This window comes from Pseudomonas sp. MIS38 (genome assembly GCF_019891575.1).
Lineage (GTDB): Bacteria > Pseudomonadota > Gammaproteobacteria > Pseudomonadales > Pseudomonadaceae > Aquipseudomonas > Aquipseudomonas putida_A.
Window position 1 is genome coordinate 275,114 of record NZ_JAFLXF010000003.1, and the last position, 13,404, is coordinate 288,517.

A 13,404-nucleotide genomic window follows, 5' to 3' on the forward strand; every position below is an offset into this window, starting at 1 on the left:
GCCTGTTTCAATCTGCACGACTGCCAGCGAATCCGCGGCAATTTGCACGAAACGGGACGCCGACTACTGCTGACTGACTTCCTTCCAGATGGCATCGAACATGACACAACGTTTGAGCATAGCCTGACGCCCGATTTGAATCGCAAGCCGCTTGGCTTCAGGCGTCTGGTGAGTCAGGCGTTGCAGAACTCCCAGCATGGTAATCGCGTGGTCCTCATCCTCTTCGATATGCAGGCGAAAGAACTCCAGCCCTTCCTCACTGACATTCAGTCCGTCCAGTGCCAGCAGAATCGGTTTGTAAATCAGCGGCACAATGGCTTCGGCTCCCAGGCAGAGTGCTGCGAGGCCCTCGACAGGATTTTCACTGCGGCAAAGCTGCATGATGCATTGGGTGAAATCCACGGTCTGAGGTAAAGGCAATTCAGCCAAGGGATGGGTGCCCAGGATCCGCAGCGACCTTTGAAACAGCTCGGAATGCGTGAGCTTGTTGTCACCATCTATGCCCATTTCCTCTTGCATGTTTTCCAACAGTAATTTGATGTCGCCAAGGGACTCGAGGCGATTGAGGATTGCGCATAGAAAGCGGGTAAAGTTTCGCGAGTAGTAATGATGCTGGATCAGAAAGTAACGCATCCCCTTCAGGGAAACATGACCGTTTTGCATTGCCAGCAACAGTTCATGATTAACCAATCTATCTAACGCATCAGCGTCCAGCCATTGGTCCCATAATGTGCCTCCGGTCATGAAGTTAATGACCTTCGCCCCATCGCCGCGATTCAACTTTTTATCTACTTCCAACTTTAAATTCCTTTTAATTCTTTATCAGCCATCCAGCCGATCGCAACTTTCCAGTTATTCCGAAACCCCGAAAAACTTACAAAACCGTATTCATTGTGCGTCGCTGTAAATGACCGGGCGCTCAAACCTGGCCAGAAAGTAAGCACATAGAGAGGCGAAAATGATGCACAGACCGCCTGACGCAAGAATCACAGCGCTGCTCGAGAAATGCAGTAACAGCCATCCACTCAGCAGGCTCGCGGGAGGAATCGCGAGGTAGGCAATGAGCCGTGTAACTCCGACCGTTCGCCCAAGAATGGTTTGCGGAACCACCTGCTGGCGATAGGTGAAAAAAGCGATGACCACCACGGATTGGCAACCTGTAGAAAGCGCCCACATTGCCGAAAGTGACCACGGATCGTTGGCCATCGCCCCCATCAGCGTGAACACCCCGGCCAGCAAACAGCTTCGACGGATAAGAATGCCGGCCGGATATCTCTTCACCAGAAACGCCCCCATAGCTGATCCGGCGACGGCACCTGCACCAATGAGCCCGTAGTAATAGCCCACATCACTCAATGGCACGGCCAGTAGCGTGGTGTAGACATAGACAAGGCTGGCACCGATCAAGGCAAAACCGAAATTGCAGAAAAAGAACAGCATGACAAACGAACACAGTTCTCGCTGCTGGATGACATACAACAGTCCGGCTTTGATTTCCGTGAATACCCGCGTGGTGGCCGGCGCAGGCTTACCCTGCTCTTTCAGCAAGAAGCAAAGCGGCAGGGATAGCGCAAATCCGACAATGCTGCCAATCAGCAACTGCTCCTTGGTACTGAAGGCCAGCAAGGCTGCAACGCCGATTGGTGCAACGATGCGAATGATGTTGTCACTGGCATTGACGATTGCATTGAATCGATGGAGTTTGGGCCCCTCGATCAGCGCAGGCGCAATACTCTGGAAGACCGGGTGGTGGGTGGCACCGACGCTTGCCAACAGAAAGCTCAGCAGTAACAGAGTAATACTCAAGCTGCTCCCGGACAGCGTAATCACGGCAGCATATATAAGGCAGCCGGTGACGATGTTGATCAGATCACCACCGATCAAAAAACGCCGTTTGCTGTAGCGATCACTCCACACACCGGCGAAGGGCGTGACCAGTATGTAGGGCGCCATCGCGGCGAAAAAAGCCAGCGACGTCCAGACTGGGGAGCCGGTCTGCTCATAAACATACAGCGGGATCAGAAACGCTATGGCCCATGAGCAGATGGACGTGATGGCATAGGACGCCAGGAGTTTGAACATCTAGACAGTCTCCGCCTGCGCCGACCGTTGCGCGTCCGCGAGATGTCCACACACCGTGCAGTCCGGATTCTGTTGCCAGACTTCGGCGACGCTGACGTCCAGGTCGTCGAATGTGAATTCCTTTAGCTTGTTGGTCAATTGTGGCGGTTGGCAGCCGGTGATGATCTTGACCGTTTCGCTGACCATCATCCCGGCGGTGACAGCCACCAAAGTCACAAGAGCCGGACCGGGATGCTCATAAGTGATGTCGTGCTGTTTGGCCATGGTCGAAACGCTGTTCACCAGGCTGCTCTTGTTACGCGCCGACGTCAGCCAGCAAGCACCGCAGCCCGAGGAGCCAGGCACCACCGAATAAAACACCGAGCGCCGTACATCAAGCCCGCCTGAAATGAAGGGTACGCCCTGTTTAACACAGGCCTCATTCAGCCAGTCGGCCATGTAGTTCGCGGGTTTATCAGCGACACAAATCACAATATCGTGGCCGCGTACGATGCCGGCGACGTCTTGCGCCGACTGGAGGCGGGTTTCGTGAGCAGTAATGTCGAGGTGACTGTTGAATTCAAGCAACCTGCGCCTGGCCGTTGCAACCTTCGGCATGCCAACGTCGGTTTCCTTGTAAAGGATCTGCCGGTTCAAATTGCTCAACTCGATCGTGTCAAAATCGAGGATCGTCAGATGGTGGACACCCAGCGCCACCAGGTCGAACAGGATATGGGTGCCCAGACCGCCGCAGCCCAGTACGCAGACCCTGGCCGTGCGCAGTTTTTCCTGGTGGGTGAACTTGTTCTCGCCCACAGCCGCTATCGACCCGAAAAAGTCGATGTTGCGGGAAAATCTGATGCGATCATGATCCGAAAGAGAAGTAGTCTCAAAGGCATCCGGACTCTCGACCAGCCGGTATTTGATCAGATCTTGCGCGACGCTTCGGATTTCGTCCTGATCCACTGCGGGGTAACGGTCTGCCACTTGGGTAATCAACTCCTCAAAGGGTGTACGGCCATCAAGTGCCTTGATGAACTCCCAGACAGCACCGTGTAGGTCGGGGATTTTTGCGTATTGACCGTTAAAACGCAGAACTACTTGACCATCAAGTTTGAACGGAATAATCGTCGGTTTAAGACAAAGCTTCATATTCGAGCCTCGATCGCTATTAAAACAAGTTAGTAAAAGAACCAGGGCCGCGAAGGCCCCGGCTCTTACTGATCAGATCAGCCGATCTGAGAATCGCCAGCGGAAGATGCTTTTTCGAAAGTCATAATGATTTCCTCAAAAGTTGAAGGGCCGGTAGTCCAAGCTGTGTTCCACCGGAGTGAAGGTGTGCACACCCCAAAACTAGAATAAGTTCTTAGTGGTTGCGAACCGACCTTGTTTCTTAATATTACTCACAAAAAACAAACTTCCTACGCTCTTACGAAGGGCCGCTATTACTTCTTACGGAAACATGCAAAAACAATGTAGGAATTATCTTCAATATTTAAACAATAAAAAATCACAGCGAGAGAATTGAGAAACAAACTCGCCTTCCAGACAATAAACATCAGTGATTAATCAGAAACACACTCCCCACCCGGGACAACGCTTGCGACCACCACCTCATCGGCGATGTCGACATGCCGAAAAAATCTCACGCGTGAGCCATTGATGGCATTTTGAATTGGTTGTAGTGTGGCTCACGCGTGAGATGTTCATAACGGAGTCATTGCCATGAAAAGTCGCTCCCCCACCGTTGCATCAGAGAGCCCACAGGGAGAGCGCTCGAAACCGTCCGCGAAAAAGCCGTCGAGCTTCTACATGAAGCAGATGCGCGCGGGCCTGGCTGCCGCCGGTTATGTGAAACACGAAACTTGGGTACTTCCGGAAAACCGAAGCTTGCTCAAGCAGATGGAGCAACAGCTACGCCAACCGATTCTGGCTGGCTCATTCATGTCGGAGAATTACATGAGCGCAGGCAACAACTGGAACATCGATAGCCTCTTCAACGCCCTCAAGGCACTGGACGAGGTGGCTTCGCAGGAGATCACGCTGTCTCTGATCCAGAGCTCCGAACCCAGCATCAAGCTGGAAATGAACGAATTCGGCGGTCTGCCGATTCACATCGCCGTGGCCGGTCAGCAGATCATCGTCGACACCGTGCTGGTGGACATCGATTCGATCACTGACGTGCGCGCCTTCAACGACGCCGTGCTGCGCAGCCGGGAAATGTTCCCGCTGTCGTCGATCGGTATCGAGTCGATGCCTAACGGCCAGACCGTTTACAACATGTTTGGCGCCCTCAGCGCCGACTCGAGCCTGACCAACGTCGTCACCGAGGTGAAAACCCTGGTCGACAACGTGCAGCGCGCGAGCGAAGCCTTCGAACACTTCTTCAAGTAATCAACAGGGAATATCCAATGACTCAGTCCATCTGGAGCAAGTTGTTCACCGCGCTGCGCGGCGGCGCCAATGAAGTCGGCGAAGCGATCGTCGACCAACAGGCCCTGCGCATCCTCGACCAGGAAATCCGCGACGCCGACACCGCGCTGTCGAATGCCCGCCGTGAGCTGGTCACCATCATGGCCAAGCACAAGCTGGCCGCTGATCGCGTGAGCGAGTACGACGCCAAGATCAAGGATCTGGAAGCCAAGGCGGTTTCCGCGCTGAACGCCGGCCGTGAAGACCTGGCGCTGGAAGTGGCCGAAGCGATTTCGACCCTGACCAACGACCTGACCGCCGAGAAAGCCCAGAGCGACGAGTTCGGCACCTACGCCGAAAACATGCGCAAGGACATCAGCAAGGCCGAGTCGCGGATCAAGAGCCTACGCCAGCAGGTGGACATGGCCAAGGCCCGTGAAAGCGTGCAAAAGGCGCAGGTCAGCGCGTCCATCGCCAGCGGCGGCGCCAATGGCAAGCTGGAAACCGCGGTGGGCACGCTGAACCGTCTGCAGGCCAAGCAGCAGCAACGCGCTGCCGAGCTGAGTGCCGCCGATGAACTGGCTGACGCTTCGACCGGCAATGACCTGGAACGCAAACTGCGCGACGCCGGCATCACGCCGAACGAAGGCAGCGCCAATGCGATCCTCGAGCGTCTGAAGCAGAAGTCCGCGCAGTAAGCGTTTGCACAAAACCTGTGGGAGCGGGCTTGCTCGCGAAAGCGGTGTGTCAGTCGGTACCTTAGCTGCCTGACACACCGCCTTCGCGAGCAAACCGCTCCCACATGGTTTACGGCGTGTCGTTCGTCGCCCGGCCCGGTACACTGGCGGCGTTTTTTACGACGAACACCTCCACCCGCCTCAAGGAATGTACCCATGGGATGGTTCAAAGATTTGCTGGGCACCAGCAACTGGCAGCCCGCTGCGCCCGCTCCGGTCGCCAGTGGCCCACTCGGGATGGCACAAGGCAAAGGCGTGCGATTCGATTCGACTCTGGCCTTGCTGCTCGATGGCAGCACCTCGGTGCAGGTTCCAGCGGCAGAGGCAATCTGGAGCGCCGGCTGGATCGACCTCGGCCAATCCAACAAGCTGCATCGCTACTACCTCAATAACGAAGACTTCTGGCTGCAGATCCACGTCACCGGTGACGACCAGATCGAGTCGGTCACCCTGTTCAACTACCTCAGCTACGTGACCGTCAACAGTGACGCCGAGCTGCAGCGCCTGGCCGGCCCCGAAAGCCCGATCGGCCTGCCGATCTATACCCACGACGGCGTCCAGTACAGCCGCGAATGGGGCACCGAACAAGGCCAGACCGAACTCGTACCGATGACCGAACATGTGGTCAACCCGGACGAGAGCTACACCATCGAACACCACTCCATGCTTTACGCGCGCGAGACCGGCCTGACCGATCGCCGCGAACTGCTGCTGTTCTCCGTCGAACAGGACGAGGAAGGCACCGTCAGCCTGAGTACCTCGCTGGGCATTTCGCTGTACACGACTGATTTGAGCACCATTTAAATAAGGAAGTTTTCCATGCTGGAAGTGCTGGCCGTTTCCCTGAACAAGACCGCACTGGTCGGTTTCGTCGTCTACCTGATCGGCGCCGTGCTGCTGTTCATGCTGTTTCAGTTCGTCTACACCCGCATCACGCCACACAAGGAGTTCGAGCTGATTCGCTCCGGCAACATCGCTGCCGCCATCGCTCTGGCGGGCGCGATCATCGGCTTCGCGATTCCGGCCAGCAACGTGATCGCGTTTTCGGTCAACGTTCTCGATTTCGTGCTGTGGGCGGTGATTGCTGCGGTGGTGCAGCTGCTGGCCTTCCTCGCCACGGGGCTGGTGCTCAAGGGCACGTCGCAGCGTATCGCCAACGGTGAAATCGCTTCGGGTATCTATGTGGCCGCAGTGGCCATCAGCGTCGGCATGCTTAACGCCGCGTGCATGACCCCGTCCAACTGATCGGCAGGAAGCCTTCGATGAAACGCAGCAAGTATGTTCAACTGTCCCTCGCCGCTTCGGTGGCCATGGCCATTTCCGGCGAAGCGGCAGCGCTGGACTCGCAACGCTTTCAAACGGTCGAACAGTGCGTCGATGCCTCGGTCGCGGCCGACGTCTGCTCCAACGCCTACGTCGCGGCATTGACCGAACATCGACGTATTGCGCCGGCCTACGACGACAAAGCCAAGTGCGATGCGGATTTTGCAGCCGACTGGTGCCAGAAGAATTCCGACGGTCGCTTCGTGCCGAAGCTCGGCGGTTTCAAGGTGCCGCAGAACGGCGAGGCGCCACAGGACCTGAATGCGCTTGCCAATGCGCAGATGCCTGCCGGTGAAGCCGCCGCCGCCCAGAACGTACAAAGCACTTCGCACTCGTCCGGCGGCGGCAACGGTTGGCTGACGGGCTGGCTGATCGGCAATGCGATGAGCAACAACGCCAATCGCACGGTCTATCGCGATCGCGATACGCGCCAGACCTACAACACCTCGGCGCAGTACCGCAAAATCGAGTCGGCGCCGGCAACTCGCACCGACACCCGCTACGACAACTCCCGAAGCAAACCGGTCAACGTCGCTTCGTCGACGTCCCGCGGCGGTTTCGGCAGCCAGTCTTCCGCCCGCAGCGGTTGGGGCGGCTGGGGCAGTTCGAGCAGCTGACCATGAAGAAGATCCACTGCGCCGAGCGCCCCGACTGGAAACAGACGGCCGAAAGCCTCGGTTTTCTGTTTCACACCATCGACGACGAGCCGTACTGGGACGAAAGCGCCTACTACCAGTTCACGCTCGCGCAGATTGAAAACGATCTGGAGGATCCGACCACCGAACTGCACGAGATGTGCATGGACCTGGTCGACCGCGTGGTGCACAGCGAAGAGCTGCTGGATCGCCTGAGCATCCCGGCGCCGTACTACGACATGATCCGCACGTCCTGGCTGGAAGGTCATCCGCATCTGTACGGGCGCATGGACTTTTCCTACAGCGGCAACGGCCCGGCAAAGCTGCTGGAACTCAACTACGACACGCCGACCAGCCTTTATGAGGCAGCGGCGTTTCAGTGGGGCTGGCTGGAGCAGTGCATCGAGCGCGGGATGCTGCCGCGCCATGCCGACCAGTTCAACAGCATCGATACCAAGCTGCACCAGGCGTTTGCCGAGTTGCAGCTCAAGCGGCCGTTCTACTTTGCGTCGATGAAAGACTCGGTCGAAGACAAGGGCACCACCGATTACCTGCGGCTGATTGCGGAAAAGGTCGGCATCGAATCCCGGCACATCGACATCGAAGACATCGGCCTGACCGCCGAGGGTCGCTTCGTCGACCTTGAGGATCGCTGGATCCCGCACCTGTTCAAGCTGCATGCCTGGGAATTTATTTTCCACGAGCCATTCGGTGCAGCAATCGCCGAAAGCGATACGCAGTTTTTCGAACCGGCGTGGAAGTCGATCCTGTCAAACAAAGGCGCGCTGCCTTTGCTGTGGGAGCTGCACAAGGGGCATCCGAATCTGCTCGCGGCGCACCTTGATCCGAATCCGGCCAGTGCGGTGCCCAAGGGCTGGGTACGCAAACCGTACTTCTCCCGCGAAGGCGCGAATATCGAACTGCAAACGGCAGAAGGTCTGATCGTCAAAGAAGACGGGCCCTACACCGATGCGCCATTCATCCTGCAGGAATTTGCGCCATTGCCGAAGTTCGACGACAGCTACACGCTGATCGGCTCGTGGGTGATTGGTGATCAGGCGGCGGGGATCGGCGTGCGCGAAGACAACAGTCTGATCACCAAGGATTCAAGCCGGTTTCTGCCGCACCTGATCCTCGACTGAAACACACACCCGCTCCCACAGGAGATCAGTGGTAATCGCGGACCTTGCGCCACAAAAAAGGCCCGTCGTGTTGAACGACGGGCCTTTTTTATTCAGCGTGGATGCAGCAGCGAATCAGAACGGGATATCGTCATCGAAGCTGTCGAAATCCGGAGCTGGTTGCGGTGCAGCCTGCTGTGGAGCCGGGGCTGGACGCTGTTGCGGAGCCGACTGCTGCGGACGCGGAGCCTGTTGGCGTGGCGCCTGCTGCTGGTAGTTGTTGCCACCGCCTTGTTGGTCGCCCTGTTGTGGACGGCCGCCGAGCAGTTGCATGGTGCCTTGCATGTCGACCACGATTTCTGTGGTGTAACGCTTGATACCGTCTTTTTCCCACTCGCGGGTCTGCAGCTTGCCTTCGATGTACACCTGCGAACCTTTACGCAGGTACTCGCCGGCGATTTCCGCAACCTTGCCGAACATCGAAACACGGTGCCATTCGGTCTTCTCGACCTTTTGACCGGTTTGCTTGTCGGTCCACTGTTCGCTGGTTGCCAGACTCAGGTTGGTCACGGCGTTACCGTTAGGCAGGTAGCGAACTTCGGGATCCTGGCCGCAAGTGCCGACCAATATGACTTTGTTAACCCCACGGGCCATAACGTTCTCCTAGGCTTCGCAAGCAGCCCCGGCCGGGTTGTTCACCAGGCGTTCGAGGGTGTCGCGATCCACTAATTCTTTGTCCAGTTTGATGTAAACAGCCGCTTCATCAGCAACTATCACTGCATCTGTTACCCCTACGAGGGCCTTGAGGCGCTCGACCAGACCCGCTTCGCGGATCGCCTCGGGCGACAACGGCAAGCGCAGGCTCGTCACGTAGGGAGGTTCGCGCATGGTAACAGCAAAGGCCAGCCAGATGGCAGCCAGACCCGCACATCCAAGGAACACAACCGACAGACCGCCATGCTGAAACAGCCAGCCGCCAAGTATCCCGCCGAGCGCCGAACCGAGGAACTGGCTGGTGGAATACACGCCCATGGCCGTGCCCTTCCCGCCTGCCGGTGAAACCTTGCTGATCAGCGACGGCAACGAAGCTTCCAGCAGATTGAACGCGGTGAAGAACACCACCGTGCCGATCACCAGAGCCCGCAAACTGTCACCGAACTGCCAGAAGAATAGCTCAGTGAGCATCAGCGTCAGGACGGCGCCGAGCAAAATTCGTTTCATTTTGCGTTTCTTCTCGCCGTAGATGATGAACGGGATCATGGCGAAGAAAGAAATCAGCAGTGCGGTCAGGTAAACCCACCAGTGCTGCTCCTTGGGCAGCCCGGCCTTTTCCACCAGCGCCAGCGGCAGGGCGACGAAGCTCGACATCAGCATCGCGTGCAACACAAAAATGCCCAGGTCCAGGCGCAGTAGATCGGGATGTTTGAGCGTCGGCATCAAGGCCTGACGCGCCACACCAGACTCTCGATGGCTCAATGGCCCGGTGGATTTCGGCACCATGAACATTACGATGACGATCCCGAACAGGGCCATGCCGCCCGTCGCGAGGAACAGTCCGGACAGGCCGAACGCGCGGGTCAGCAACGGCCCGACCACCATGGCCACGGCGAACGACAGACCGATGGTCATGCCGATCATGGCCATGGCTTTGGTGCGGTGTTGTTCGCGAGTCAGGTCGGAAAGCAACGCCATCACCGCAGCGGAAATTGCCCCGGCGCCCTGCAGGATGCGTCCGGCAATCACGCCCCAGATCGAATCGGCCTGAGCCGCCAGCACACTGCCAAGGGCGAAGACCACCAGCCCGAGGAAAATCACCGGCCGCCGGCCGATACGGTCGGAAATGATCCCGAACGGAATCTGGAAAATCGCCTGGGTCAGGCCGTAAGCGCCAATCGCCAGCCCGATCAGGGCCGGGGTCGCTCCCGCCAGGTCCATGCCGTAGGTCGCCAGTACCGGCAACACCATGAACATGCCAAGCATACGGAAGGCGAACACCAGGGCCAGACCGCTCGCTGCGCGGGTCTCGCTGCCACTCATGCGTTCGCTGTGGGGATCGTGCATGGAAAAACCTCGTGTGAACCGGCGGCGATTCTACCAGTCCCATCGAAAGACGGGGTATATCGCGACGCTATGACGCGTATAGATGAAACTCTCTTCATGCAAGGTAAAAAACCCTTCGTTTGATAGTGTGCATCCATCCAGTATTTGCCCGTATACTCCTACGTTTTCGACGCCCGCCGAGCGAGGCCACTTTGGACAAGATCCTGATACGTGGGGCCCGTACCCACAACCTGAAGAACATCGACCTGACCCTGCCACGGGACAAACTGATCGTCATCACCGGCCTGTCCGGATCCGGCAAGTCGTCCCTGGCCTTCGACACGCTGTACGCCGAAGGTCAGCGCCGCTATGTCGAATCCCTGTCGGCCTACGCCCGACAGTTCCTGTCGATGATGGAAAAACCCGACGTCGACACCATTGAAGGTTTGTCGCCGGCGATCTCCATCGAACAGAAGTCGACCTCGCACAATCCGCGTTCCACGGTCGGCACCATCACCGAAATCTACGACTACCTGCGTCTGCTGTATGCACGTGTCGGTACGCCGCGCTGCCCGGATCACGACATTCCGCTGGAAGCGCAGACCGTCAGCCAGATGGTCGATCTGGTGCTGGCACAACCGGAAGGCAGCAAGCTGATGTTGCTGGCGCCGGTTATTCGCGAACGCAAAGGTGAACACCTTTCGGTTTTTGAAGAGCTGCGTGCCCAAGGCTTCGTCCGCGCCCGGGTCAACGGCCGCATTTGCGAACTCGATGAACTGCCGAAACTGGATAAACAGAAGAAGCACTCGATCGATGTGATCGTCGACCGTTTCAAGGTCCGCGCCGACCTGCAGCAGCGTCTGGCCGAATCGTTCGAAACCGCACTGAAGCTGGCGGACGGCATTGCCTTGGTCGCGCCGATGGACGATGAGCCAGGTGAAGAGATGATCTTCTCCGCGCGCTTTGCCTGCCCGATCTGCGGCCATGCCATCAGCGAGCTTGAGCCGAAGCTGTTCTCCTTCAACAACCCGGCCGGTGCCTGCCCGACTTGTGATGGTCTGGGTGTGAAGCAGTTCTTCGACATCAAGCGTCTGGTCAATGGTGAACTGACTCTTGCCGAGGGCGCGATTCGCGGCTGGGACCGGCGCAACGTCTATTACTTCCAGATGCTCGGCTCACTGGCCTCGCACTACAAGTTCAGTCTTGAGAAGCCGTTCAACGAGCTGACCGCCGAACAGCAGAAACAGATCCTGCACGGCAGCGGCTCGCAGAATGTCGACTTCAAGTACCTCAATGACCGCGGCGACATCGTCAAACGTTCGCACCCGTTCGAAGGTATCGTGCCGAACCTTGAGCGTCGCTACCGCGAAACCGAATCGGCCAGCGTGCGCGAAGAGCTGGCCAAGTTTCTCAGCACCCAGGCTTGCCCGGATTGCCGCGGCACTCGTCTGCGCCGTGAAGCGCGGCACGTGTGGGTTGGCGAGAAAACCCTGCCGGCAGTGACCAACCTGCCGATTGGCGATGCCTGCGAATACTTCGGCGAGTTGAAGATGACAGGTCGGCGTGGCGAGATCGCCGACAAGATCCTCAAGGAGATCCGCGAGCGCCTGCAATTTCTGGTCAATGTCGGCCTCGACTATCTGTCGCTGGATCGCAGCGCCGACACCCTGTCCGGCGGCGAGGCGCAGCGCATTCGTCTGGCGAGCCAGATCGGCGCCGGTCTGGTCGGGGTGCTGTATATCCTCGACGAACCGTCCATCGGCCTGCATCAGCGCGATAACGACCGGTTGCTCGGCACCCTCAAGCACCTGCGCGACATCGGCAACACGGTGATCGTGGTCGAGCACGACGAAGACGCGATTCGTCTGGCCGACTATGTGGTGGATATCGGGCCGGGCGCCGGGGTGCACGGCGGGCAGATCGTGGCTGAAGGCACGCCGGCCGAAGTCATGGCGCACCCGGATTCCCTGACCGGTAAATACCTGTCGGGGCGGGTGAAGATCGAAGTGCCGGCCAAACGCACGCCGCGTAACAAGAAGCTGACGCTGTCGCTCAAGGGCGCGCGCGGCAACAACCTGCGCAACGTCGATCTGGAAATCCCGATCGGTCTGCTGACCTGCGTGACCGGCGTTTCCGGCTCCGGCAAGTCGACGCTGATCAACAACACGCTGTTCCCATTGAGCGCTACTGCACTCAATGGTGCGACCACGCTGGAAGCGGCCGCACATGACAGCATCAAGGGCCTGGAACATCTCGACAAAGTCGTCGATATCGACCAAAGCCCGATCGGCCGTACGCCGCGTTCCAACCCGGCGACCTACACCGGGCTGTTCACGCCGATCCGCGAACTGTTCGCCGGCGTGCCCGAGTCACGCTCCCGAGGTTACGGCCCGGGGCGCTTCTCGTTCAACGTCAAGGGCGGTCGCTGCGAGGCGTGCCAGGGCGACGGCCTGATCAAAGTGGAAATGCACTTCCTGCCGGACATTTACGTGCCGTGCGATGTGTGCAAGAGCAAGCGCTACAACCGCGAAACCCTTGAGATCAAATACAAGGGCAAGAGCATCCACGAAACCCTCGAGATGACCATCGAGGAAGCCCGGGAGTTCTTCGACGCGGTACCGGCGCTGGCGCGCAAGCTGCAGACGTTGATGGATGTGGGCCTGTCGTACATCAAGCTCGGGCAGTCGGCAACCACGCTGTCCGGTGGTGAAGCGCAGCGGGTCAAGCTGTCACGCGAGCTGTCCAAGCGCGACACCGGCAAAACTCTGTATATCCTCGATGAGCCGACCACCGGCCTGCACTTTGCGGATATCCAGCAATTGCTCGACGTGCTGCATCGCTTGCGCGACCACGGCAATACCGTGGTGGTGATCGAGCACAACCTTGACGTGATCAAGACCGCCGACTGGCTGGTGGATCTGGGGCCGGAGGGCGGCTCCAAGGGTGGTCAGATCATCGCCACCGGTACGCCGGAGGAAGTGGCCGAGATGAAGCAATCTCACACTGGTCATTACCTCAAGCCATTGCTGATTCGCGATCGGGCTTGATCTCCGGGCATGAAAAAGCCCCTGTCAC

12 protein-coding genes are annotated in these 13,404 nt (G+C 58.3%); 7 read left to right on the top strand and 5 right to left on the bottom strand.

Annotated elements, in window-relative coordinates:
• Positions 1-63: 63 nt before the first annotated feature.
• The 3 genes from J1G18_RS06610 to J1G18_RS06620 form a co-directional block, all read right to left on the bottom strand.
• Complete coding sequence (locus J1G18_RS06610) at positions 64-798, bottom strand: TenA family transcriptional regulator (RefSeq protein ID WP_223007269.1); 735 nt, start codon at positions 796-798, stop codon at positions 64-66.
• Positions 799-888: 90 nt separating this feature from the next.
• On the bottom strand, positions 889-2,082 hold the full coding sequence (locus J1G18_RS06615; protein ID WP_223007270.1) for an MFS transporter: 1,194 nt from the start codon (positions 2,080-2,082) through the stop codon (positions 889-891).
• Positions 2,083-3,213, bottom strand: coding sequence for a ThiF family adenylyltransferase (locus tag J1G18_RS06620; RefSeq protein ID WP_098965852.1), 1,131 nt, complete (start codon positions 3,211-3,213; stop codon positions 2,083-2,085).
• 573 nt (positions 3,214-3,786) lie between these two features.
• Here J1G18_RS06620 and J1G18_RS06625 point away from each other — a divergent pair.
• The 6 genes from J1G18_RS06625 (at position 3,787) to J1G18_RS06650 (ending at position 8,310) form a co-directional block, all read left to right on the top strand.
• On the top strand, positions 3,787-4,455 hold the full coding sequence (locus J1G18_RS06625) for a YjfI family protein (RefSeq protein ID WP_098965854.1): 669 nt from the start codon (positions 3,787-3,789) through the stop codon (positions 4,453-4,455).
• Positions 4,456-4,472: 17 nt separating this feature from the next.
• Positions 4,473-5,171: a PspA/IM30 family protein gene (locus tag J1G18_RS06630; RefSeq protein ID WP_223007271.1), complete on the top strand. Its 699-nt coding sequence runs from the start codon at positions 4,473-4,475 to the stop codon at positions 5,169-5,171.
• A 195-nt stretch (positions 5,172-5,366) separates the two neighbouring features.
• A complete protein-coding gene (locus tag J1G18_RS06635; protein ID WP_223007272.1) occupies positions 5,367-6,014 on the top strand; it encodes a DUF2491 family protein in 648 nt (215 codons plus the stop codon).
• Positions 6,015-6,029: 15 nt separating this feature from the next.
• Positions 6,030-6,455, top strand: coding sequence for a DUF350 domain-containing protein (locus J1G18_RS06640; RefSeq protein WP_027614247.1), 426 nt, complete (start codon positions 6,030-6,032; stop codon positions 6,453-6,455).
• Positions 6,456-6,472: 17 nt separating this feature from the next.
• On the top strand, positions 6,473-7,150 hold the full coding sequence (locus J1G18_RS06645) for a DUF1190 domain-containing protein (protein ID WP_223007273.1): 678 nt from the start codon (positions 6,473-6,475) through the stop codon (positions 7,148-7,150).
• 2 nt (positions 7,151-7,152) lie between these two features.
• Positions 7,153-8,310 (top strand): glutathionylspermidine synthase family protein, encoded by a 1,158-nt coding sequence (locus J1G18_RS06650; RefSeq protein WP_027614249.1) that lies wholly within the window; start codon positions 7,153-7,155, stop codon positions 8,308-8,310.
• Between the two features lie 114 nt (positions 8,311-8,424).
• Here the strand turns inward: J1G18_RS06650 and J1G18_RS06655 are convergent, their stop codons facing one another.
• Both J1G18_RS06655 and J1G18_RS06660 read right to left on the bottom strand, forming a co-directional pair.
• Positions 8,425-8,943 (bottom strand): single-stranded DNA-binding protein, encoded by a 519-nt coding sequence (locus J1G18_RS06655; protein WP_007966163.1) that lies wholly within the window; start codon positions 8,941-8,943, stop codon positions 8,425-8,427.
• Between the two features lie 9 nt (positions 8,944-8,952).
• Positions 8,953-10,350 carry an MFS transporter gene (locus tag J1G18_RS06660; RefSeq protein WP_027614250.1) on the bottom strand — a complete coding sequence of 466 codons (1,398 nt, stop codon included), beginning with the start codon at positions 10,348-10,350 and terminating at the stop codon, positions 8,953-8,955.
• Positions 10,351-10,541: 191 nt separating this feature from the next.
• Here J1G18_RS06660 and uvrA point away from each other — a divergent pair, with 191 nt between their 5' ends.
• Positions 10,542-13,376 (top strand): excinuclease ABC subunit UvrA, encoded by a 2,835-nt coding sequence (gene uvrA / locus J1G18_RS06665; protein WP_027614251.1) that lies wholly within the window; start codon positions 10,542-10,544, stop codon positions 13,374-13,376.
• Positions 13,377-13,404: the final 28 nt, after the last annotated feature.

Bases quoted from the DNA above. Each gene is read 5' to 3' on its own strand.
- J1G18_RS06615 (WP_223007270.1), bottom strand. From the start codon at position 2,082: ATGTTCAAACTCCTGGCGTCCTATGCCATCACGTCCATCTGCTCATGG.
- J1G18_RS06630 (WP_223007271.1), top strand. From the start codon at position 4,473: ATGACTCAGTCCATCTGGAGCAAGTTGTTCACCGCGCTGCGCGGCGGC.
- J1G18_RS06635 (WP_223007272.1), top strand. From the start codon at position 5,367: ATGGGATGGTTCAAAGATTTGCTGGGCACCAGCAACTGGCAGCCCGCT.
- J1G18_RS06660 (WP_027614250.1), bottom strand. From the start codon at position 10,350: ATGCACGATCCCCACAGCGAACGCATGAGTGGCAGCGAGACCCGCGCA.
- J1G18_RS06620 (WP_098965852.1), bottom strand. From the start codon at position 3,213: ATGAAGCTTTGTCTTAAACCGACGATTATTCCGTTCAAACTTGATGGT.
- J1G18_RS06655 (WP_007966163.1), bottom strand. From the start codon at position 8,943: ATGGCCCGTGGGGTTAACAAAGTCATATTGGTCGGCACTTGCGGCCAG.
- J1G18_RS06640 (WP_027614247.1), top strand. From the start codon at position 6,030: ATGCTGGAAGTGCTGGCCGTTTCCCTGAACAAGACCGCACTGGTCGGT.
- J1G18_RS06645 (WP_223007273.1), top strand. From the start codon at position 6,473: ATGAAACGCAGCAAGTATGTTCAACTGTCCCTCGCCGCTTCGGTGGCC.
- J1G18_RS06625 (WP_098965854.1), top strand. From the start codon at position 3,787: ATGAAAAGTCGCTCCCCCACCGTTGCATCAGAGAGCCCACAGGGAGAG.
- J1G18_RS06650 (WP_027614249.1), top strand. From the start codon at position 7,153: ATGAAGAAGATCCACTGCGCCGAGCGCCCCGACTGGAAACAGACGGCC.